The organism is Aeromonas sp. S18(2024), from assembly GCF_041402525.1.
Taxonomy (GTDB): Bacteria; Pseudomonadota; Gammaproteobacteria; order Enterobacterales; family Aeromonadaceae; genus Aeromonas; species Aeromonas enteropelogenes.
In genome coordinates, this window is the sequence record NZ_JBGLQV010000002.1 from 381885 (window position 1) to 401377 (window position 19493).

General features: G+C 60.5%; 17 protein-coding genes. 12 read left to right on the plus strand and 5 right to left on the minus strand.

The genetic code is table 11. From position 1 onward, the window contains the following. Positions 1–23: 23 nt before the first annotated feature. A complete protein-coding gene (locus ACB034_RS04910) occupies positions 24–896 on the minus strand; it encodes a hypothetical protein (protein ID WP_371172241.1) in 873 nt (290 codons plus the stop codon). A gap of 1270 nt (positions 897–2166) precedes the next feature. Between ACB034_RS04910 and ACB034_RS04915 the strand changes: the two genes are divergently transcribed. Together ACB034_RS04915 and ACB034_RS04920 are read left to right on the plus strand one after the other, a co-directional pair. Then, the gene (locus ACB034_RS04915) at positions 2167–3432 is read left to right on the plus strand and encodes a RidA family protein (protein WP_371172242.1); all 1266 of its coding nucleotides are present in this window, start codon (positions 2167–2169) and stop codon (positions 3430–3432) included. A 32-nt stretch (positions 3433–3464) separates the two neighbouring features. After that, positions 3465–3638 carry a hypothetical protein gene (locus tag ACB034_RS04920; protein WP_371172243.1) on the plus strand — a complete coding sequence of 58 codons (174 nt, stop codon included), beginning with the start codon at positions 3465–3467 and terminating at the stop codon, positions 3636–3638. A gap of 90 nt (positions 3639–3728) precedes the next feature. Here the strand turns inward: ACB034_RS04920 and ACB034_RS04925 are convergent, their stop codons facing one another. Beyond that, the gene (locus ACB034_RS04925) at positions 3729–4130 is read right to left on the minus strand and encodes a hypothetical protein (RefSeq protein WP_260391785.1); all 402 of its coding nucleotides are present in this window, start codon (positions 4128–4130) and stop codon (positions 3729–3731) included. 383 nt (positions 4131–4513) lie between these two features. Next, positions 4514–6505: a transketolase gene (tkt, locus tag ACB034_RS04930; protein WP_371172244.1), complete on the minus strand. Its 1992-nt coding sequence runs from the start codon at positions 6503–6505 to the stop codon at positions 4514–4516. A gap of 352 nt (positions 6506–6857) precedes the next feature. On the opposite strand from tkt, the gene metK reads away from it, so the two are divergent. The 5 genes from metK to gshB all read left to right on the plus strand — a co-directional run bounded on the left by metK (position 6858) and on the right by gshB (position 11232). Next, positions 6858–8009 carry a methionine adenosyltransferase gene (gene metK, locus ACB034_RS04935; protein ID WP_026457661.1) on the plus strand — a complete coding sequence of 384 codons (1152 nt, stop codon included), beginning with the start codon at positions 6858–6860 and terminating at the stop codon, positions 8007–8009. Positions 8010–8078: 69 nt separating this feature from the next. Beyond that, positions 8079–8588 (plus strand): SprT family zinc-dependent metalloprotease, encoded by a 510-nt coding sequence (locus ACB034_RS04940; RefSeq protein ID WP_225634286.1) that lies wholly within the window; start codon positions 8079–8081, stop codon positions 8586–8588. Positions 8589–8662: 74 nt separating this feature from the next. Beyond that, on the plus strand, positions 8663–9367 hold the full coding sequence (locus ACB034_RS04945; protein ID WP_371172245.1) for an endonuclease: 705 nt from the start codon (positions 8663–8665) through the stop codon (positions 9365–9367). A gap of 65 nt (positions 9368–9432) precedes the next feature. Then, positions 9433–10164 carry a 16S rRNA (uracil(1498)-N(3))-methyltransferase gene (gene rsmE / locus ACB034_RS04950; protein WP_042027917.1) on the plus strand — a complete coding sequence of 244 codons (732 nt, stop codon included), beginning with the start codon at positions 9433–9435 and terminating at the stop codon, positions 10162–10164. A 114-nt stretch (positions 10165–10278) separates the two neighbouring features. After that, positions 10279–11232: a glutathione synthase gene (gene gshB / locus ACB034_RS04955; protein WP_371172246.1), complete on the plus strand. Its 954-nt coding sequence runs from the start codon at positions 10279–10281 to the stop codon at positions 11230–11232. 153 nt (positions 11233–11385) lie between these two features. Here the strand turns inward: gshB and ACB034_RS04960 are convergent, their stop codons facing one another. Further along, positions 11386–13011 carry a methyl-accepting chemotaxis protein gene (locus tag ACB034_RS04960; protein ID WP_371172247.1) on the minus strand — a complete coding sequence of 542 codons (1626 nt, stop codon included), beginning with the start codon at positions 13009–13011 and terminating at the stop codon, positions 11386–11388. A gap of 117 nt (positions 13012–13128) precedes the next feature. Between ACB034_RS04960 and ACB034_RS04965 the strand changes: the two genes are divergently transcribed. Continuing rightward, positions 13129–13683, plus strand: a complete 555-nt coding sequence (locus ACB034_RS04965; RefSeq protein ID WP_185378261.1) for a YqgE/AlgH family protein — start codon at positions 13129–13131, stop codon at positions 13681–13683. Between the two features lie 46 nt (positions 13684–13729). Continuing rightward, positions 13730–14152 carry a Holliday junction resolvase RuvX gene (gene ruvX, locus ACB034_RS04970; RefSeq protein ID WP_026457452.1) on the plus strand — a complete coding sequence of 141 codons (423 nt, stop codon included), beginning with the start codon at positions 13730–13732 and terminating at the stop codon, positions 14150–14152. A 107-nt stretch (positions 14153–14259) separates the two neighbouring features. Here the strand turns inward: ruvX and ampC are convergent, their stop codons facing one another. Then, positions 14260–15408 (minus strand): FOX/MOX family class C beta-lactamase, encoded by a 1149-nt coding sequence (ampC, locus tag ACB034_RS04975; protein WP_371172248.1) that lies wholly within the window; start codon positions 15406–15408, stop codon positions 14260–14262. Positions 15409–15577: 169 nt separating this feature from the next. On the opposite strand from ampC, the gene ACB034_RS04980 reads away from it, so the two are divergent. Genes ACB034_RS04980 through ACB034_RS04990 form a run of 3 tightly spaced genes read left to right on the plus strand, consistent with a single transcriptional unit; the run spans position 15578 to position 19450 of the window. After that, positions 15578–16498, plus strand: coding sequence for an AAA family ATPase (locus ACB034_RS04980; protein ID WP_371172249.1), 921 nt, complete (start codon positions 15578–15580; stop codon positions 16496–16498). Next, positions 16498–17487, plus strand: coding sequence for a DUF58 domain-containing protein (locus tag ACB034_RS04985; protein ID WP_371172250.1), 990 nt, complete (start codon positions 16498–16500; stop codon positions 17485–17487). The genes ACB034_RS04980 and ACB034_RS04985 overlap by 1 nt, the downstream gene beginning before the upstream one ends. Then, the gene (locus ACB034_RS04990) at positions 17474–19450 is read left to right on the plus strand and encodes a transglutaminaseTgpA domain-containing protein (protein ID WP_371172251.1); all 1977 of its coding nucleotides are present in this window, start codon (positions 17474–17476) and stop codon (positions 19448–19450) included. The genes ACB034_RS04985 and ACB034_RS04990 overlap by 14 nt, the downstream gene beginning before the upstream one ends. The last annotated feature ends 43 nt before the right edge of the window (positions 19451–19493 follow it).

Below are 19493 nucleotides of genomic sequence, written 5' to 3' on the forward strand. Positions count from 1 at the left end.
ACAGGGCTCGATATCAGGATGCCCTAAGCGGCGTCCTTGAACAGGCGAGCAACCTGTTGCCACAGCCAGACAAACGGGGACGGCCTAGGGGCCACCAGATTGACCTGGCTGAGGCCGGCGCGCGCCTCACAGCGCATCAGGTTCTGGATGTAGTAGGGGTGAGAGCGATTGATCAGCTGTGAAGCCTGGTAGGCCCACAACTTGGGCACTCCCCAGAGAGTGCTGGCAATGGCGCCGACGATGCAGAAAAAGGCGGGCTCCCGTATCCCCATCCTGGCCCCGTTCTCCAGCGCCTCCTTGAAGGAGCCCGAGTGGGCGATGCAGGTGAGGATATTGACCATGAAAGCCTCGTAATCGTCCCCCTCCCCCTTGCCAATCCGCGCCGTCAGATCGGGCGCCGGGCGATAGCCAAACTGGTGGCCTATGTCTTCCAGCACCGCATTGCGCTGGCGGATCACCTTGCCATAGAACATCAGCATCACCACGCAGTCGATCACCTTGCACAGCACCTCGTAGTGAGGGTGAGCCTTCTTGGGACGCGGCGCCGTCAGCAGCGCCAACTCCTCGGAGATGGCGATCAGACCGACAGGCACCGCGGTGGCGATAAAAGAGAGGTCGATGGAGAGCGCCAGTCCCTCGTCTCCTTCCAGCCGGGCCACGATGACGTGCTCGGCAAACAGGAGACGCTGACGTTCAATATAGGTCCCATAGATCAGCTCCCGATACCGCTTCTGTGGATAAGGGGTATTGAGCAGGATCTCTATAGTCATGATGGCGGCCGACACGCGACCATGTAGTTGATAACCAAGGGGAATGGGGAAGTGTTTCCCCAGCTTGGGAGGCAAGGAGTGCGAGCCCCCTTGACAGTACATATCACCCAGAACAAAACCCAACATAAGCCCTCCACCATCAGGTAAGGGCGACCGCATTGCGATCGCGCTGGCCAACTTCCTGGCAGTTGAGTGCCGGACCCTGTGCGTTATCCGGCAGACCCTTTGATGACCATACCAACACCACCATCAACAGGCGATCAAAAAAGCAACATATTGCATATCAGCTCCCGTTATTCATTGTGTTACCGGGCGGCTACGACAAAATGGCAAGCGGCTGCTCTCTTCGATCATTTCTATTTTTTAAACAATCAGTTAGGCGATAGTTTTTTAAGATGATGCGCCATATCCCCCAGCCCCCGTTTCCATATAACGCCCGGGAAGTGCAGCCATGGCGGCATTCTGTGGCACGGGAAGGGCTCGTCAGGCCACCGCCGCTTCTGTCGCAGCTCACACTCAACCCGCTGAGCATCTTTCCTCCTCAAGGCACTCTTATCGCCTTATCGCCGAGCAGGGCGCCGGAGAATGTGAACCAATCCGAAACAACCCGCTCCCCGCGTACCATCCGGCGGATCAGATTGGCCAGCAACCGAACGATGGTCGCTTATTTCGGTGCTGCAAATTCATGGCATATTTCGTTATTACCAAGGTAATCAGAAAAGAACCCTTTTCACCTGTTGGTGCGTCATGGACGCACAATACCGATATCACTCTTATAGGTCGCCCATGCAGCGCCACTGAATTATATTCCAGATGCATCTTTATTGACGCAGGCAGGCATATTTTCCAGCGTTTTGATAGCCCCTCAAAAATCCTGAAAATACATATCTATGCATAATTGAATGCATGAACTACCGGGTTTCGGCATATTATTAACGCTTTATTCACAGATTCGCCCCCGGTTCGACCCAGGAGAGAGCCTTGTCATAGCTGATGTGCCCTGGTGTTAAGAGTCATTTAGCCCGCTTTGTCCCCCTCCTGCCCGTGAATTGAATCGCAATCTGGCTATATTTCCGCGCGTTGAGCCATCTCATAGAAATGAGATCCCGGTTTGCATCCCGTGTTCGCGCCTCATAGGATTTCCCCTGTCTGAAATCATTAACCCAACCCGGGCTTCTTTTTATCAAATCCCTCAATTGATGGATTTAGTCATAAATAGAGGCAGCGGCACCTGTGTTTGCCTTTATAGCCTTATGCCTGCAGTGATTGCGGGCCAGGGTAAATATTAAAGAGATAAAACACGGCAAGGCAGGAGCGACGTCAAAATAGATAAGGCGTTGGCGAGGGTTAACCTGTCCCTACATCGATAACCAGTATTACAACGAGGAATATCACCATGAGTGACACCATCATCAAGGCTGCCAGAAATACCTCCAACGCCCCCCAGGGCCTGGGCCCCTACACCCAGACGGTGGCTTTCTCCCACTACAACAATATTGCGGCCCAGTTACCGGTCGATCCCCGCACCGGCAAGCTGATCGAAGGTGATGTCAAAATGCAGGCCAGACAGTGCCTGACCAATATCAAGGCCATCGTCGAGAGCATCGATCACGTGATGGACGATATGGTGAAACTCACCGTATTCCTCAGCGACATCGCCGATCTGGATGCGGTCAACGAGGTCTATCGCGAATTCTTCCCGGGCTATGTGCCGACCCGCACCTCCCTGGCGGTAGCCGCCCTGCCGCTGGGCGCCAAGGTTCAGATGGACGCCATCATCTCCAACGGCGAAGGCACCTATCCGCAGGCCCCCTGCGCCCTGGTGAAGCTGGCTCGCAACAGCAGCCGTGCGCCGCAAAGCGCCCTCTCCACCCAGACCGTTGCCTTCTCCCACTACAACAACATCGGCGCCCAGCTGCCCATCGATGCAGCCTCCGGCCAGCTGGTTGCCGGTGGCATCAAGGAGCAGGCGGCCCAGTGCCTGAATAACATCAAGGCCATTCTGGAGGGGATCGACGTGCCCTTCGACGATATCGTCAAGGTGACCGTCTATCTGAAAAACCTCGCCGATCTGGATGCCGTCAACGAGGTCTACACCACCTTCTTCCCGGATTCCGCCATCGCCCGCGCCGCCGCCTATCTGCCGGCTCGCAGCGTGATTGCCGCCTCTGCCCTGCCGATGGACGCCCTGGTACAGATGGATGCGGTCATCTCCCACGGTGACGGCACTCCGCCGCAACTGGTGGAAGACAGACACAACCTGGTGATCCGCGCCCGCAATACCGACAAGGCACCGCGCAGCCCGCTGCACACCCAGACTGTCGCCTTCTCCCACTACAACCATATCGCCGGCCAGCTGCCGGTCGATCTGGCCACCGGCAAGATCCTGACCGGTTGCGTCAAGGAGCAGACCGCCCAGTGCCTGAACCATATCAAGGCAATCGTTGAGAGCATCGACCATGTGATGGACGATATCGTCAAGGTCAATATCCAGCTGGCCCGTATCGAGGATCTGGAGGCGGTCAACGCCATCTATACCCGCTACTTCCCGGATTATCAGCCCGCCCGCACCGTGATCGCGGTACGCGAGCTGCCCGCAGGCGCCCTGATCCAGATGGATGCGGTGATGTCCAATGCGGAAAGTACCCCGCCGCAGGCGTAAGGTTGCGTTAAATAATAAAAAGAGACCGGCTGATGGCCGGTCTCTTTTTAGGTAACAGGAAGGGACATTATTTTTATGGCATCGACATAAAGAACGCGAACGTCCGATTACGCTTCGCTAATCGAACCTACGAGCTGCCCGCTGGGGCCTTGGTGCAGATGGATGCGGTGATGTCCAATGCGGAAAGTACCCCGCCGCAGGTTTAAGGTTGCGTTAAATAATAAAAAACACCGGCTTAGGCCGGTGTTTTTTTCGGGAGTCAGCATTGGCGGCCCGCAGTTAAAAAGTAGCCTTCATTATCCGAGGATCTGTTTAAGCTCCGCCTCTTTCAATTTGAAGATCTCGTACTCCTGCGCATTTCTACTCTTGGCGACAGTGATCCATTGCACGCCAGTTTCATCGGCATTTTTAAATTCCAGTCTGAAGACGTACTTGGCACTGGTGATCAGGGCCATCACCATTCCTACCAGAAAAGCCACCGCGGGCAGAAATAATGTCATTCCCTTGCCCTGCGCTTCAGGTGGGATAAAGTAGAAGAGAATGCTTGATGTGATCAGCCCAAGCAATAGCATATTTATCAAATTATCCTTCCATGTAAGCACTTTCACTTGGACATCAGAAATTCGGTTCACATCATACGAATCAGCATTTATCTTCAATTTTCTTTCTGACTGATCAACTACGATAGAACAAACCATTATAGATACTCCTATCCTTTTAAAAGGCTATATATCACCTGATTTATTTATAATTAAACCAATCACTAGCATGACAATTCGAAATTGTAATTCACCTGCCCTTTATAACCAAAAACGATACTTCATTGAGCGCGAAAAAATCGCCATTCAGGCACATAATATATTATGAAAAGCATCGTATGACACCAATCATGTAACATGGTTAAGATAAAAGTGAGACTGTTCAAAATTAGGAAATTTAAGTCAGAGATATATTCCCTGATTCAGCTATATCTCCCAATCAGAAATTTCTTATAAAAACGCCCCCCATCTTGCGATGGAGGGCGTTTTATTTTCCGGCTATTGGGCCTGCGCGACCCAATGGTCAGCTATTACAGGGGCTGTTACAGGGACTCTGCAGTCGCAACCACATTTTCCACGGTAAAGCCGAATTCCTTGAACAGCAGCTCGGCCGGCGCGGACTCGCCGAAGGAGCGCATGCCGATGATCTTGCCGCCAAAGCCCACGTACTTGTACCAGTAGTCGGCGATACCCGCTTCGATGGCCACACGCTTGGTGACGGCCGCTGGCATGACGGACTCCTTGTATTCGGCGGATTGGGCGTCGAATACGTCGGTGCAAGGCAGGGAAACCACGCGCACGGCACGGCCCTTGGCAGTCAGCTGCTCATAGGCGGCCACGGCCAGCTCCACTTCAGAACCGGTGGCGATCAGGATCAGCTCCGGGGTACCGGCACAATCCTTCAGCACATAACCACCCTTGGCAGCATCGGCCAGCTGCTGGGCAGTGCGGTCCATCTGGGCCAGGTTCTGACGAGAGAAGATCAGAGAGGTCGGGCCGTCGGTACGCTCGATGGCGTGTTTCCAGGCGATGGCGGATTCAACCTGGTCACACGGACGCCAGGTGCTCATGTTCGGAGTCAGACGCAGGGAGGCGATCTGCTCGACCGGCTGGTGAGTCGGGCCATCTTCACCCAGACCGATGGAGTCGTGGGTGTAAACGAAGATGGAACGCTGCTTCATCAGGGCGGCCATGCGCAGGGCGTTGCGGGCGTACTCCATGAACATCAGGAAGGTAGCGCCGTAGGGGATGAAACCACCGTGCAGGGCGATACCGTTCATGATGGCGGACATGCCGAACTCGCGTACACCGTAGTGGATGTAGTTGCCGGAGGCATCGTCGTTGGTCAGGGACTTGGAACCGGACCACATGGTCAGGTTGGACGGCGCGAGATCCGCGGAGCCACCCATGAATTCCGGCAGCAACTTGCCGAAGGCTTCCAGAGCGTTCTGGGAGGCCTTGCGGGTGGCGATCTTGGCCGGATTGGCCTGCAGGTTTTCGATGATCTTGGCGGATTCTGCAGCCCAGTTGGCCGGCAGTTCGCCAGCGCTGCGGCGCTTGAACTCGGCAGCCAGCGCCGGGTGAGCGGCTTCATAGGCGGCGAACTTGGCAGCCCAGTCGGCTTCCAGCGCAGCGCCCTTCTCGCGACCGTTCCACTCGGCAGCGATGTCGGCCGGGATCTCGAACGGTGCGTGGTCCCACTTCAGGAAGGCGCGGGCAGCGGCGATCTCGTCGTTGCCCAGCGGTGCACCGTGGCAGTCGTGAGAACCGGACTTGTTCGGGGAACCGTAACCGATGATGGTGCGGCAGCAGATCAGAGTCGGCTTGCCGGTCTCGGCCTTGGCGGCTTCGATGGCAGCGTTGATCGCTTCCGGGTTGTGACCGTCAACGGCCGGAATGACGTGCCAGCCGTAGGCTTCGAAGCGCTTGACGGTGTCGTCGGTGAACCAGCCTTCCACGTGACCGTCGATGGAGATGCCGTTGTCATCCCAGAACGCGATCAGCTTGCCCAGCTGCAGGGTGCCGGCCAGGGAGCAAGCCTCGTGGGAGATACCTTCCATCAGGCAGCCGTCGCCCATGAAGGCGTAGGTGTAGTGGTCAACGATGTCGTGACCCGGCTGGTTGAACTGCTCGGCCATGGCCTTCTCGGCGATCGCCATGCCCACGGCGTTGGTGATGCCCTGACCCAGCGGGCCAGTGGTGGTCTCGACGCCCGGCGCGTAGCCGTATTCCGGGTGACCCGGGGTGCGAGAGTGCAGCTGGCGGAAGTTTTTCAGATCATCGATGGAGAGGTCATAACCGGAGAGGTGCAGCAGGGAGTACAGCAGCATGGAGCCGTGGCCGTTGGAGAGGATGAAACGGTCGCGGTCGGCCCACTTGGGGTTGTTCGGGTTATGTTTCAGGTGGCTGCGCCACAATACTTCGGCGATATCCGCCATTCCCATGGGGGCGCCCGGGTGACCGGAGTTGGCTTTTTGAACGGCATCCATACTCAATGCGCGAATGGCATTGGCAAGCTCTTTACGAGAAGGCATCTGTATCTCCTGCGATTGCTTCATTTGATGGCCAAGATTAAGGCGCGTTATTGTCCCAGCAGGGCGCGCGCCGTGCAAATGTTATCTGGATGAATAAAGTGGCTTTGGGAGGACAATCGCTTTTCTCGCCTTGCGTTGGCGGCCCAAACCGACTGCAAACGTTTGATCTCCATCCCTTTGGAGATAGCCAGGCGTCATAAGAAACCAAACTGGCCGGTAGCGGGAAAATAGTACTGGCATTCAAGGGGGGCGCTAACTAGAATAGACGTCCAGATGTAGATACCTCTACAGTCATCCCAATATCACCCGGTTATTGCACTGGCGATAACCCGGACAAACTGAGAATTTCATCATGGCAAAGCTGTTTACTTCCGAGTCGGTCTCCGAAGGCCATCCCGATAAAATCGCGGACCAGATCTCCGATGCGGTGCTGGACGCCATTCTCCAGCAAGACACCAAGGCGCGCGTCGCCTGCGAGACCCTGGTCAAGACCGGCATGGTCATGGTGGCCGGTGAAGTAACCACCTCTGCCTGGGTCGATATCGAAGAGATCGTGCGTAATACCGTGCGCGAAATCGGCTACACCCACTCCGACATGGGCTTCGATGCCGACTCCTGCGCCGTGCTGAACGCCATCGGCAAGCAGTCCCCTGACATCAACCAGGGCGTTGACCGCAGCGACCCGCTGGAGCAGGGCGCCGGTGACCAGGGCCTGATGTTCGGCTACGCCACCAACGAAACCGACGTGCTGATGCCGGCACCCATCACCTACTCCCACCTGCTGGTCAAGCGCCAGGCCGAAGTACGCAAGAATGGCACCCTGCCGTGGCTGCGTCCGGATGCCAAGAGCCAGCTGACCTTCGCCTACGACGACGCAGGCAAGATCCTGGGCGTGGACGCCGTGGTGCTCTCCACCCAGCACTGTGACTCCATCAGCCACAGCGATCTGGTGGAAGCTGTACGCGAAGAGATCATCAAGCCGGTGCTGCCGCAAGAGTGGATCACCAAGGACACCAAATACTTCATCAACCCGACCGGCCGTTTCGTTATCGGCGGCCCCATGGGTGACTGCGGTCTGACCGGTCGCAAGATCATCGTCGACACCTACGGTGGCATGGCCCGTCACGGTGGTGGCGCCTTCTCCGGCAAGGATCCGTCCAAGGTTGACCGCTCCGCCGCCTACGCTGCCCGCTACGTGGCCAAGAACATCGTCGCCGCCGGCCTGGCCGATCGCTGTGAAGTGCAGGTCTCCTACGCCATCGGCGTGGCCGAGCCAACCTCCATCAGCGTCGAGACCTTCGGTACCGCCAAGGTGGCCGAGGATCTGCTGGTCAAGCTGGTGCGCGAACACTTCGAACTGCGCCCGTATGGCCTGATCGAGATGCTGGATCTCAAGCGTCCCATCTACCAGGCTACCGCCGCCTACGGTCACTTCGGTCGCAACGAGTTCCCCTGGGAGCAGACCGACAAGGCCGAGCTGCTGCGCGCTGCCGCCGGCCTGTAAGGCTCACGGTTGTGATATAAAGGGGAGCCTGGCTCCCCTTTTGCTTGTCTGCCGACCACCGGAAGTCCCATGTCTGCCCAGCTAGAATCCCAGCTCCATCAACGCGTTGACGCCTGCTTCAGCCAAGCCGAGGCGCGCCTTGGCCGCACCTTCCCCCGCCCGCGCATTCATTGCAACATGCGGGGCCGGGCAGCCGGGTCGGCGCGGCTGCAAACCTGGGAGCTGCGCTTCAACCCCGCCCTCTATCAGGCCAACCAGCAGGCCTTTCTGGCCGAGGTGGTGCCCCACGAGGTCGCCCACCTGCTGGTCTATGCCCTCTGGGGTGAAGGGCGCGGCAAGGCGCGGGTACTGCCCCACGGCCGGCAGTGGCAGTCGGTGATGCGGGAAGTGTTCGGCCTTGAGCCCAGAACCACCCACAACTTCGATCTCGCGGTACTGGCACAGCCGACCGTGCCCTATCGCTGTCAGTGCCAGCTCCATCAGCTGTCGATCCGTCGCCACAACAAGGTGATGCGCGGCGAGGCTCGCTATCACTGTCGCCGCTGCCATACGGCACTGGAGCGAGCCCAGACGGAATAAGCCAGCCTGTGTCGCACCTCTGTGCTAGGGTGCCCGCTTCGTTACGTTAAACCGCTTTATTTTCAAGGATCTCCATGTTTCGTCCGCTGTTGTCCCTCACTCTGACCCTGCTGGCCGGTTTGCCGCTGCTCAGCGCCCCCCTGCATGCCCAGACCTTTCGCGAAGCCAAGCAGGATCTGGTCAGGCTCTACCAGACCCAACCCGCCGTCACCAGCTTCTACTGTGGCTGCGACATCGACTATCAGGGCAGGAAAATGAGCCCGGATCTCGCCAGCTGCGGCTATGAACCACGCAAGCAACCCAAGCGCGCCGCCCGCATCGAGTGGGAACACGTGGTGCCCGCCTGGGAGTTCGGCCACCAGCTCAAATGCTGGCAGGAAGGAGGCCGCAAAAACTGCGGCAAGAGCGACGAGTTCAACAAGATGGAGGGGGACATGCACAACCTCTACCCCGCCATCGGCGAGGTGAACGGCGATCGCGCCAACTTCCGTTTCTCCGACTGGAACGGCAAGCCGGATCAATACGGCCAGTGCCAGATTCTGGTGGACTTCAAGGAGCGCCGGGTACAGGCGCCCAAGGGGCCGGTACGCGGCCAGATCGCCCGTGCCTATCTCTACATGAGCCAGCAGTATGGGCTGCGCCTCGCCGCGCAACAGCGTAGACTGTTCGAAGCCTGGGATCGCCAGTACCCGGCCGAGGGCTGGGAGTGCGAGCGCAACCGTCGCATCGGCAAGCTGCAGGGCAATACCAACCCCTTTATTGAAAAGCAGTGCCAATAACCCTATCTAATGACGAGGATCAGGCATCCTCGCCTGTTGAACGAGCAAGAGACTGATAAGCCGCCATGCGCATTCCACGTATCTATGAACCGGCCACCCTGCAGGTGGGCCAGACCCTCGCCCTGTCGGAAGACGGTGCCAACCACATCGGCCGGGTGCTGCGCATGCAGCCGGGCCAACAGCTCGAGCTGTTCAACGGCGACGGCAACCAGTACCCCGCCACCATCACCAGCGTCGGCAAGAAGTCGGTGGACGTGACCATAGACAGCTGCGAACAGCGCTCGGTGGAGTCACCGCTCGCCATTCACCTGGGTCAGGTGATCAGCCGTGGCGACAAGATGGATTTCACCATCCAGAAATCCGTGGAGCTGGGCGTCACCTGCATCACCCCGCTCTTCTCCGAGCGCTGCGGCGTCAAGCTGCCGGCGGATCGGCTGGAGAAAAAACGCGAGCAGTGGCAGAAAGTGGTGATCAGCGCCTGCGAGCAGTGCGGCCGCAACGTGGTGCCCGAAGTGCGCATGCCGATGGAGCTGGACGCCTGGCTGGCGGAAGAGACCAAAGAGCTCAAGCTCAACCTGCATCCACGCGCCGAGTACAGCATCAACACCCTGCCGGTACCGGAGCATGGCGTGCGCCTGCTGATCGGCCCGGAAGGGGGCTTGTCGAGCGACGAGATCGCCCGTACCGTGCAGGAAGATTTCAAGGAGATGCTACTGGGGCCACGGGTGCTGCGCACCGAAACCGCCGCCCTGACCGCCATTACGGCACTGCAGTGTCGCTTCGGCGATCTCGCTTGATACTATCGGCCGCATCAATCAGCCCCATGGCTGCATCGACGCAGCCGCAAGCGGACGATTACGCTGCGCTAATCGACCCTACAACCCTATCGAGCCATTAAAAAGGAACAGCGGATGACCATTAAACTCGGCATCGTGATGGACCCCATCTCGTCCATCAACATCAAGAAGGATTCCAGCTTCGCAATGCTCGAAGAGGCGCAAAAGCGCGGCTACGAGCTCTTCTATCTGGAGATGAAGGATCTCTACATGCAGGAAGGCCGGGCATTTGGCACCATGCGTCCGCTCACCGTCAAATATGACTATGCCGACTGGTATAGCCTCGGCGAGGTGGTGGATCAGCCGCTCTCCAGCCTGGACGTGATCCTGATGCGCAAGGATCCCCCCTTCGACACCGAGTTCATCTACGCCACCTACATGCTGGAGCGGGCCGAGGACGAGGGCTGCCTCATCGTCAACAAGCCCCAGAGCCTGCGCGACGCCAACGAGAAGCTCTACACCGCCTGGTTTGCCGAGCACACCCCGACCACGCTCGTCACGCGTCGTGCCGACAAGCTGCGCGCCTTCCACGCCGAGCACAAGGACGTCATCCTCAAGCCGCTGGACGGCATGGGTGGCGCCTCCATCTTCCGTATGAAGGAAGATGATGCCAACGTCGGCGTCATCATCGAGACATTGACCGAGCACGGCGAGCGCTACTGCATGGCGCAGACCTATCTGCCGGCCATCAAGGAGGGGGACAAGCGGGTGCTGGTGGTAGACGGCGAGCCGGTCCCCTACTGCCTGGCACGCATTCCGGCCCAGGGCGAAACCCGCGGCAACCTGGCCGCCGGCGGTCGTGGCGAGGCACGCCCCTTGAGCGTCTCCGACTGGGCCATCGCCCGCGCGGTGGGGCCGACTCTCAAGGAGAAGGGGCTCATCTTCGTCGGACTCGACATCATTGGCGATCGCCTGACCGAGATCAACGTGACCAGCCCGACCTGCATCCGCGAGATCGAAGCGGCCTTCCCGGTGCACATCACCGGCATGCTGATGGACGCCATCGAGCGCCGGTTGGCCAAGGCCTGATCACAGGTTCTGCTGGCGAACAAACAGCAACGAAAGAGGCGGCACCCTGTGCCGCCTCTTTTTTGCCTCCGGTTTCTGCCGCTGACGCGGGAATCATCATGATCCATTCAGCCCCGCTCACGGATCGGGCCGTCACACCCGGGCGGTACGCTCTTAGCAGCGGAACTGCCCCACCTTCGCCTTGAGATCGTTCGACAGCTGCTCCAGCTCGTGGCAACTCTGGTTGAGCTGGGTGGCGGCCTCGGTCGACTCAGTCGAGATATGGGCGATATTGACCACGTTGCGGGTGATCTCCTCGGCCACCTTGCTCTGCTCCTCCGCCGCCGTGGCAATCTGGGTGTTCATCTCGTTGATCACGTTAACCGAACTGACGATATCCCCCAGCGCCTGACCACAGGCCAGCACGGTGCGGTTGGACTCCTCGACCTGCTCCAGCCCCTGCTCCATGCTGCTGGCCGCCTGGTTTGCCCCCTGCTGCAACTTGATGATGGTCTTGCCAATCTCTTCGGTGGAACGCTGGGTGCGCTGGGCCAGGGTGCGAACCTCATCGGCGACCACCGCAAAGCCGCGTCCCTGATCCCCCGCCCTGGCCGCTTCGATGGCGGCGTTGAGGGCCAACAGGTTGGTCTGCTCGGCAATGCCGCGAATGGCGTCCATCACGCTGCCGATGTCCCGGCTGTCATCGGCAAGCTGGGTGATCATGGCTGCCGTGTTCTGAATCTGGGAGGAGAGGCCGGACATCCGGTGGATGGCGTCTTCCACTGTCTTGTAGCCGTGCCGCGCGCTGTCATCGGCATGACGGGCCGCATCGGCGGCGTTGTTGGAACTGTTGGCCACTTCGGCCACAGTGCTGCTCATCTGGTTCATGGCGGTGGCAGTCTGATCCGTCTCCGCCTGCTGCTGGGCAAAACGCTGGCGGCTCTCGACCCCGATATGGGCCAGCTGGGCCGACTCTCTGGCAAGCTGCTCCGCCATGTCGTTGATCTGGGCGATGAGGCCGCGGAAATGGCGGATCACCTCGTTGAGGGAGTGCGCCAGGCTGCCCATCTCATCCTTGCGCAGTACGGGGGCCTGCTTGCTCAAGTCGAGATCCGTTTGCATACCGCGCAGAATCTGGCCCATGGCCGCCAGCGGCTGGCTGACGCTGCGCCCGGCCCAAATCCCGATAAACAGCACGCAGCCACCCACCACCACAAACAGCGCGATAAACAGCTGGGTCAGCTGCTGCCTGAGCTGGTTGAGCTCGGCCACTTTTTTCTCCGCTTCCGTCAGCTGATATTCCACCAGCACGCTCACCGCATCGCTGACCGGGTCGATCACCTGATAAAGGGGCATGATGGCGGCGGAGAGGGCCGTGCGATCCTGCCCCTGCGAGCGATCCAGCAACTGCATCACGCTGTCTATCTCGTGATTGGCGGCGGCAAACAACCCTTCCACCTTGTCCGCCAGCCTGCGCTCCTCGTCGCTCATGTTGTGGCTGCGATATTGGCGCCAGATCCGGGTTATCTCCTGCTGGGCGGCGCTCATGTCGGCCTTGGAGCGGGCAGGTTCAAAGCCCCCGACATTGGCCTTGTTGGCAGCATCGATCACCTTGACCGCGTAGAGATCGGCGATCTGCTTGAGCTCCTTGAGCTGGACCACCTCCCCCTGATACATGGCGTTTATCCCCGTCATCAGTTGGGACATCGCCTGGGTTGCCCCTATGACCAGCAGCAACAGCGCCAGCAGGGGGACTACGCAGCCCAGGATAAGCTTCTGCTTGATTGAAATACCTTCCATGGCTTTCTCTCCACCCGAAATAGATTGATAGGCCTGAACCGGCCGCCAAAAAGCGGTTTTGCCAGACGAAGCGAGCTGCCATAATTGACGCAAATACCTTTGCAATATTTGGCCCATATGCAAACACTGCAAAATCACTTCCTGCTCGCCATGCCGAGCCTCACCGACCCCTATTTCGAGCGTTCGCTGGTTTACCTGTGCGAACACAATGAACAAGGCGCCATGGGGCTGGTGGTCAATATTCCGGTGGATATGACGCTGGAGACCATGCTGGAGCAACTCAAGCTGGCACCGCCCGCCAACCCGGAACTCAAGCAGCCCGTGCTACAGGGGGGACCGGTGCACGCCGATCGCGGCTTCGTGCTGCACAGCTTCCGCCCCGGGTTCAACTCCACCCTGCAGGTGGGGGACGAGGTGATGGTGACCACTTCCAAGGACATTCTCGAGACCCTGGGCACCGACGAGGCGCCGGATCACTGGCTGGTCGCCCTGGGCTATGCCGGCTGGAGTGCAGGTCAGCTGGAGCAGGAGCTGGTCGAGGGAGCCTGGCTGGTGATCCCTCCCAATCCGGATCTGGTGTTCAAGACCCCCATCCACCAGCGCTGGCAGCGGGCAGCCGCCAGCATTGGCGTCAATCCCGTTCACCTGTCCAGCGACATCGGCCACGGCTGATGCAATCTGCTGTGCATTTTGCGACGCATTTTGAGGAAATTATTCAATGTCATCACGCAGTATCATGGGCTTTGACTACGGCACCAAGAGCATAGGGGTCGCCATCGGCCAGGAGCTCACCGGCACGGCCCGCCCGCTGCGCGCCCTCAAGGCCAACGACGGCATCCCCAACTGGGACGAGATAGAGAAGCTGCTCAAGGAGTGGCAACCGGACCTACTCATTGTCGGCTTGCCGCTCAACATGGATGGCACCGATCAGGAGATCACGGTGCGCGCCCGCAAGTTCGGCAATCGCCTGCACGGCCGCTTCGGCAAGCCGGTGGAGTTCAAGGATGAGCGGCTCACCACCACGGATGCCCGGGCCCGCCTGTTCGCGCAGGGTGGCTATCGCGCCCTGGAGAAAGGCAGCGTGGACGGCGTCTCCGCCCAGCTCATCGTCGAAGCCTGGATGGAAGAGCAATACGGCTAATCCGCTTATCCCCCTCCAAGCCCCGTAAACAACGACGCCGGGATCAGCCCGGCGTCATTGTTTACGTCAACCAGCTACTTATCATGGCCAAACATTGAATGCGGCCATCAGGGCGCCAGATGGCGCAGGATGGCATAGGCAGCCTTGACCCTGGCCTCGATGGGGTAGTTGCGATTGGCCAGCATGACGATGCCCACGCCTCTGGCCGGAACAAACACCACATAGGCACCAAAGCCGTTGGTCGAGCCCGTCTTGTTGTAGAGTCGCTCGTTCCCCATCACTCTGGGAGCCACAAAGGGTTTGACCGGATTGGCCTTGAAGCTCACCGCCGGTGAATTGCCCGCCAGCAGCGCCTGTTCGGTCACGGGATAGGCGTAGCTCTCCCACCCCAGCCCCTGGGTCATCTCTCCCACCGAGTAGAAACCGGTTCGGGTCATGGCCAGCGCTTGCTGCACCGCCTTGTCGCCACTGCCTGTCATGTTGGCGCCCACAAACTTGATGAGATCCGCCGCACTGGTCTTGATGCCATAGGCTTCGTCCGCCAGCACTCCGGGATTGACCCTGACGGGTTTGTCTTCCTTCGAATAGCCGTAGGCGTAGTCAACCATGGCTGCGTCTGGCACCTCGAGATAGGTGTGCTGCAAATCGAGCTTGGGCAGCAGGGTCTGGCTCATCAGTTGTCTGAATGGTTGGCCCAGGGTGCTCGCCGCCAGATGGCCGAACAGACCTATGCTGGGGTTGGAGTACTCGCGATGAGTACCCGCCACATAAAGCGGTGACCACTGCCGGTAGTACTGGCGCATTCTCTCGTTTGAGTCGACCGCATCGGGAAACTGCAACGGCAAGCCCCCTGCGCTGTAGGTCGCCAGCTGGGCCATGGTGACCCGATCAAACGCCGAATTCTGCAACCAGGGCGCGTGCTGGCTCACCTTGTCATCCAGCCGAAAGCCCCCTTTGACGATCGCGTAGGTGCCCAGGGTCGCAGTAAAGGTCTTGCTGACCGAACCAATCTCGAACAGGGTCCGCTCGCTGATGCGCCGGCCGCTCTCCCGATTGGCGACGCCATAATTGAAGTAGTGAGGCTTGCCCTCCTTCAGCACGGCGACCGCCATGCCCGGGATCCGGTACTCCTCCAGCAGCGGCTGGACAGCCTTTTCCACTATGCTCGCCATGGGCTCATCTGCCGCGGCATAAACGCGGGGGACGAGCAACAGGGGCCCCAATGCCAGCAGTGATAGCGCGGTTCGTTGTTTCATGGTGTCAATCTCATGGTGGAATCAGAGATGCCACTATAACCATGCTGCATGAGCCCAGGGTGAACCTGTGTGAAGTCTCTGTGAAGTCACCAAGAAATAAACGACGGCCAGCTTAGACCAATCTCTTCTGACTGGGGTATAAATGGGAGAGAGCACAATGGAGGTTCGAATGAGGACACAGGAACAGATTGCGCAACTGTTGACGGCCCTGGAGCAGGTGATCCTCGGCAAGCCGCAGCAACTCAAGATAGCCCTGGTCACTCTGTTGGCTCGCGGCCATCTGCTGATCGAGGATCTGCCCGGCATGGGCAAAACCACCCTGGCCCATGCGCTGGCCCAGGTGCTGGGGCTCGATTGCCGGCGAGTGCAGTTCACCGCCGATCTGCTGCCTGCCGATCTGCTGGGGCTGCAGATCTTCGATAAGGCCCAGCAGCAGTTTCGCTTTCACCCCGGCCCCGTCTTCACCCAGGTGTTGCTAGCCGACGAGATCAACCGCGCCAGCCCCAAGGTGCAGAGCGCCCTGCTGGAGGCCATGGCTGAGCACAGGGTGAGCATGGAGGGGCAGAGCTATCCGCTCCCCTCCCCCTTCTTCGTCATCGCCACCCAGAATCCGGCGGATCAGGCAGGCACCTATCCCCTGCCGGAGTCCCAGCTCGACCGCTTCGCCGTGCGCCTGTCACTGGGATTTCCCCCGCGGGAGGCCGAGCGACAGCTACTGCGCGGTGCCAACCAGCCCGTCACCCTGACCCGCCAGCTGGATGCAGCCGCCCTGGCCGCCCTGCAAGCGCAGGCGGATGGCATTCATCTCTCCGATGCCACCCTCGACTACCTGCTGGCGCTGGTCCACCAGAGCCGGTTCGATGAGGATCTGCCCCAGCCCCTCTCTCCCCGAGCCGCTCGCACCTTACTGGCGGTCAGCCGCGCCTGGGCCCTGGTCGCGGGGCGCCGTTTCGTGACGGCAGAGGATGTGCAGGCCGTTTTCCCCTATGTGGCCGAACACAGGCTCAGGGGGAGCTTTGGCGTGCAACGCGGCGAGGCCTGCCCCCTGAGCCAGCGCCTGCTGGCCAGGGTGGATCCGGACAATCCCTGATGGGCTGGCGACACCTAAGAGATGCATGGCAGCAGCGCTGGCTGGCCCGCCGCATTCCCCCCGCTCGCCAGGTCACCCTGGGGCCGCGCAGCCTGTTTATCCTGCCGACCCGCCTCGGGCTTGGCTACCTGCTGGTAATGATCGCCATCTATCTGCTCGGCACCAACTACCAGAACAATCTGGTGCTACTGATTGCCTACTGCCTCGCCAGCCTGTTTATGGCCGCCATGTGGCTCACCCATCGCAACCTGCTGGGGTTGTGCCTGCTTGGGGGCTCCATGGTGCTGGGTGAAGCGGGCCAACCCCTGCCCATCCGGGTGACAGTGAGAGCCATTCGCCCTGCGCGGGCACTGCAGCTGACCCTGTGCGAAGGCTCCCTTTGGCTGGCGCAAGCCGACTCTGCTCCTGCCAGTCTGATCCTGCCAATCAAGGGCGGCCGGCGCGGCCGGGTGGCGTTGAACCGGATAAGGGTGGAGAGCCGCTACCCCCTGGGGCTGTTTCGCTGCTGGTCACTGCTGGATCTGCAGCTGGAGGCCTGGCTCGCCCCCGCGCCCCTATATGGGAGTTTGCTCACGGGCGCCTCGCAAACGGAACAAGCGGGACAGGGACAAGTCGTTCCCGCCACTCTCGGGGACTTTGATACCCTGCGGGAGCATCGCCCGGGGGAGCCGCCGAGCCGGATCGCCTGGAAGCAGCTCGCCCAGGGACGCGGCCTCCTGGTCAAGCAGTTCGAAGAGCACCTGCAAGATGACACCCACCTCTCCCTTGCCCGGGTCAGTGGCCAGGATCTCGAAGCGCGGCTGTCAGTGCTGGCCTGGTGGTGCAGCGATTTCGCCAAGCGGGGCGTCCCCTTCACCCTGACCCTAGCGGGCCAGACCCTCGGCCCCGAGAGCGGGCCCGCCTTTTTGCATCGTTGCCGGCTGACACTGGCGCGCGTGGGCGACAAGGGGGATACAACAGCAGAGAGGGGAATGGATGCTGCTCGATAACCGTCGCCTGCTGCCGCTCATCGCCCTGCAACAGCTGCTGCTGGCGGCGGCGCTCTGGCCCCAGCTGCAACTCTGGGTGCTGGCCGTGGGCGCCGCGACCCTGGGCGTGCGCGCCATGATGCTGTGGCGGGGCTGGCATCCGCCCCCTGTCCGGCTACTGGCGCTGCTGGCCGGCATCGGCATCTTGCTGCTGGTATGGCAATGGCGGGCGCTGGGCACCCTGCCAGCCCTCATCAACCTGCTCTGGCTCGGCTATAGCCTCAAGATGATCGAGGTGCGCCGAGAGCGGGACATAGAGCAAGTGCTGCTGCTCGCCTTCTTCCTCATCGCGCTGGCGCTGGTACATCGTCAGAGCATCGGCTGGGCCATGATGATGGCGCTGGCCCTCTGGCTGGCAATCACAGCGCTGGTGACGGCGGTGGATCCCGCCTTGCGGCAGCCTTGGCGCAAGGCGGGCCTGGCACTGCTGCTGGCCCTTCCATTGCTACTTACCCTGTTTATGCTGCTGCCAAGGTTGCCACCCCTGTGGCAGATGCCCACCACCAGCCGCGCCCTGTCGGGGCTCTCCGAGACGGTATCGCCCGGGGACATCGGCGAGCTGGCCAACTCGTCCGAGCTAGCCTTTCGCATCACTTTCGCAGGTGGCCCGCCCCCCGCCAGCGAGCGTTACTTTCCGGTGATGCGTCAGGAGTATTTCGATGGCCGGAGCTGGCAGCTGAGCACCGAAGTCAAGACCTGGCAGCGCGCCGTGCCAACCAGAGAGGACGTACCCGGTGTGCTATCCGATGTGCCTCTGCCAACCGGCAGTTACGAGGTGCTCGCCCAGCCCCAGCGCCATCGCTGGGCCTTTGCCCTGGCCAGCCCCTTGGTGCTGGATGGACCCGTACTGCTGACTCCTCTTGCCACCCTCTATCGCCAGGGACGCGGCGAGGTGGCCATTCGCTATCGGGTAAGCGGCCTTCAGGCAGAACAAGATGTCACCCCGCAATCACGCCAGCGCAATCTGCAACTGCCGGTGGCGGGCAACCCTAGGGCGCGCGCCTTCGCCCTTGACTTGCGCGAGCAATACCCCGAGCGGGATGCCATGGTGGCCGCCTTGCTGGCGACCTTTCGCCGTGAGCCCTACGCCTACACCCTGACGCCGCCACCCCTTGGCGACGACGGAGTAGATGAGTTTCTGTTCGATACCCGGCGCGGCTTTTGCGGCCACTACGCCATGGCCACTGCCTTCGTGCTGCGCTCAGCCGGGGTGCCAGCCCGGTTGGTGACCGGTTATCTCGGCGGCGAGTGGAATCCCAGCGGCAACTATCTGGCGGTGCACCAATTCGATGCCCACGCTTGGGTGGAATATCTTGATGAGGCCGGACACTGGCGACGCATCGATCCCACAGCGGTGGTCGCGCCAGAGCGTATCGAAGGAGGCATCACCCAAGCGCTGAACGAGGAGTTTACCGCCGCCGATCCCCTCGCCCTGCAGCGCTATCGCAACTGGGCCCTGCTCAACCAGCTACGCTGGTGGGGCAGCAACATCGACTATCAGTGGAGTCGCTGGGTGCTGGGTCATGATGCCAGCCAGCTCTGGCAGCAGCTCAGCCAGCGCTGGCCGGCACTCGCCGCCCAGATCCCATGGCTTATCCTCGCCAGCCTGATGCTGGTTACCCTGCTGGTGAGCCTGCCCTTGCTCTGGCCTGGTCGCCAGCCACCACAACAACGGATCTGGTCGCCACTGCTAAAACGGGGTCGGAAGACAGGCTGCTCGCCCGCTCCGGGGGAAAGCCTGGCCCTGTGGTGCGAACGGCTTGCTCAGCAGCGCCCCGAGCTGGCCCATCCCCTGCGGCAAAGTGCCTGGCTCTATCGCAGGTGGCGCTACGCCCCCCTCAATGTACGGCAGCGCCAACGCTGCTGGCGCCAGCTGCAGAGACGGCTGAACCAGGTCTGTCGCCGCTGGGATCGGCTGACATAACAAAAAAAGGGGAGCCACTGGCTCCCCTTGTCGGTCTGACTCA

What these genes read in the sequence shown, in the direction of transcription:
- ACB034_RS04925 (WP_260391785.1), bottom strand. Translation starts at nt 4,130, where the DNA reads ATGGTTTGTTCTATCGTAGTTGATCAGTCAGAAAGAAAATTGAAGATA.
- ampC (WP_371172248.1), bottom strand. Translation starts at nt 15,408, where the DNA reads ATGAAACAACGAACCGCGCTATCACTGCTGGCATTGGGGCCCCTGTTG.
- ACB034_RS04910 (WP_371172241.1), bottom strand. Translation starts at nt 896, where the DNA reads ATGTTGGGTTTTGTTCTGGGTGATATGTACTGTCAAGGGGGCTCGCAC.
- ACB034_RS04980 (WP_371172249.1), top strand. Translation starts at nt 15,578, where the DNA reads ATGAGGACACAGGAACAGATTGCGCAACTGTTGACGGCCCTGGAGCAG.
- ACB034_RS04985 (WP_371172250.1), top strand. Translation starts at nt 16,498, where the DNA reads ATGGGCTGGCGACACCTAAGAGATGCATGGCAGCAGCGCTGGCTGGCC.
- gshB (WP_371172246.1), top strand. Translation starts at nt 10,279, where the DNA reads ATGACCATTAAACTCGGCATCGTGATGGACCCCATCTCGTCCATCAAC.
- ACB034_RS04965 (WP_185378261.1), top strand. Translation starts at nt 13,129, where the DNA reads ATGCAAACACTGCAAAATCACTTCCTGCTCGCCATGCCGAGCCTCACC.
- metK (WP_026457661.1), top strand. Translation starts at nt 6,858, where the DNA reads ATGGCAAAGCTGTTTACTTCCGAGTCGGTCTCCGAAGGCCATCCCGAT.
- ACB034_RS04960 (WP_371172247.1), bottom strand. Translation starts at nt 13,011, where the DNA reads ATGGAAGGTATTTCAATCAAGCAGAAGCTTATCCTGGGCTGCGTAGTC.
- ACB034_RS04940 (WP_225634286.1), top strand. Translation starts at nt 8,079, where the DNA reads ATGTCTGCCCAGCTAGAATCCCAGCTCCATCAACGCGTTGACGCCTGC.
- tkt (WP_371172244.1), bottom strand. Translation starts at nt 6,505, where the DNA reads ATGCCTTCTCGTAAAGAGCTTGCCAATGCCATTCGCGCATTGAGTATG.
- ACB034_RS04920 (WP_371172243.1), top strand. Translation starts at nt 3,465, where the DNA reads ATGGCCGGTCTCTTTTTAGGTAACAGGAAGGGACATTATTTTTATGGC.
- ruvX (WP_026457452.1), top strand. Translation starts at nt 13,730, where the DNA reads ATGTCATCACGCAGTATCATGGGCTTTGACTACGGCACCAAGAGCATA.
- ACB034_RS04990 (WP_371172251.1), top strand. Translation starts at nt 17,474, where the DNA reads ATGCTGCTCGATAACCGTCGCCTGCTGCCGCTCATCGCCCTGCAACAG.
- ACB034_RS04945 (WP_371172245.1), top strand. Translation starts at nt 8,663, where the DNA reads ATGTTTCGTCCGCTGTTGTCCCTCACTCTGACCCTGCTGGCCGGTTTG.
- rsmE (WP_042027917.1), top strand. Translation starts at nt 9,433, where the DNA reads ATGCGCATTCCACGTATCTATGAACCGGCCACCCTGCAGGTGGGCCAG.
- ACB034_RS04915 (WP_371172242.1), top strand. Translation starts at nt 2,167, where the DNA reads ATGAGTGACACCATCATCAAGGCTGCCAGAAATACCTCCAACGCCCCC.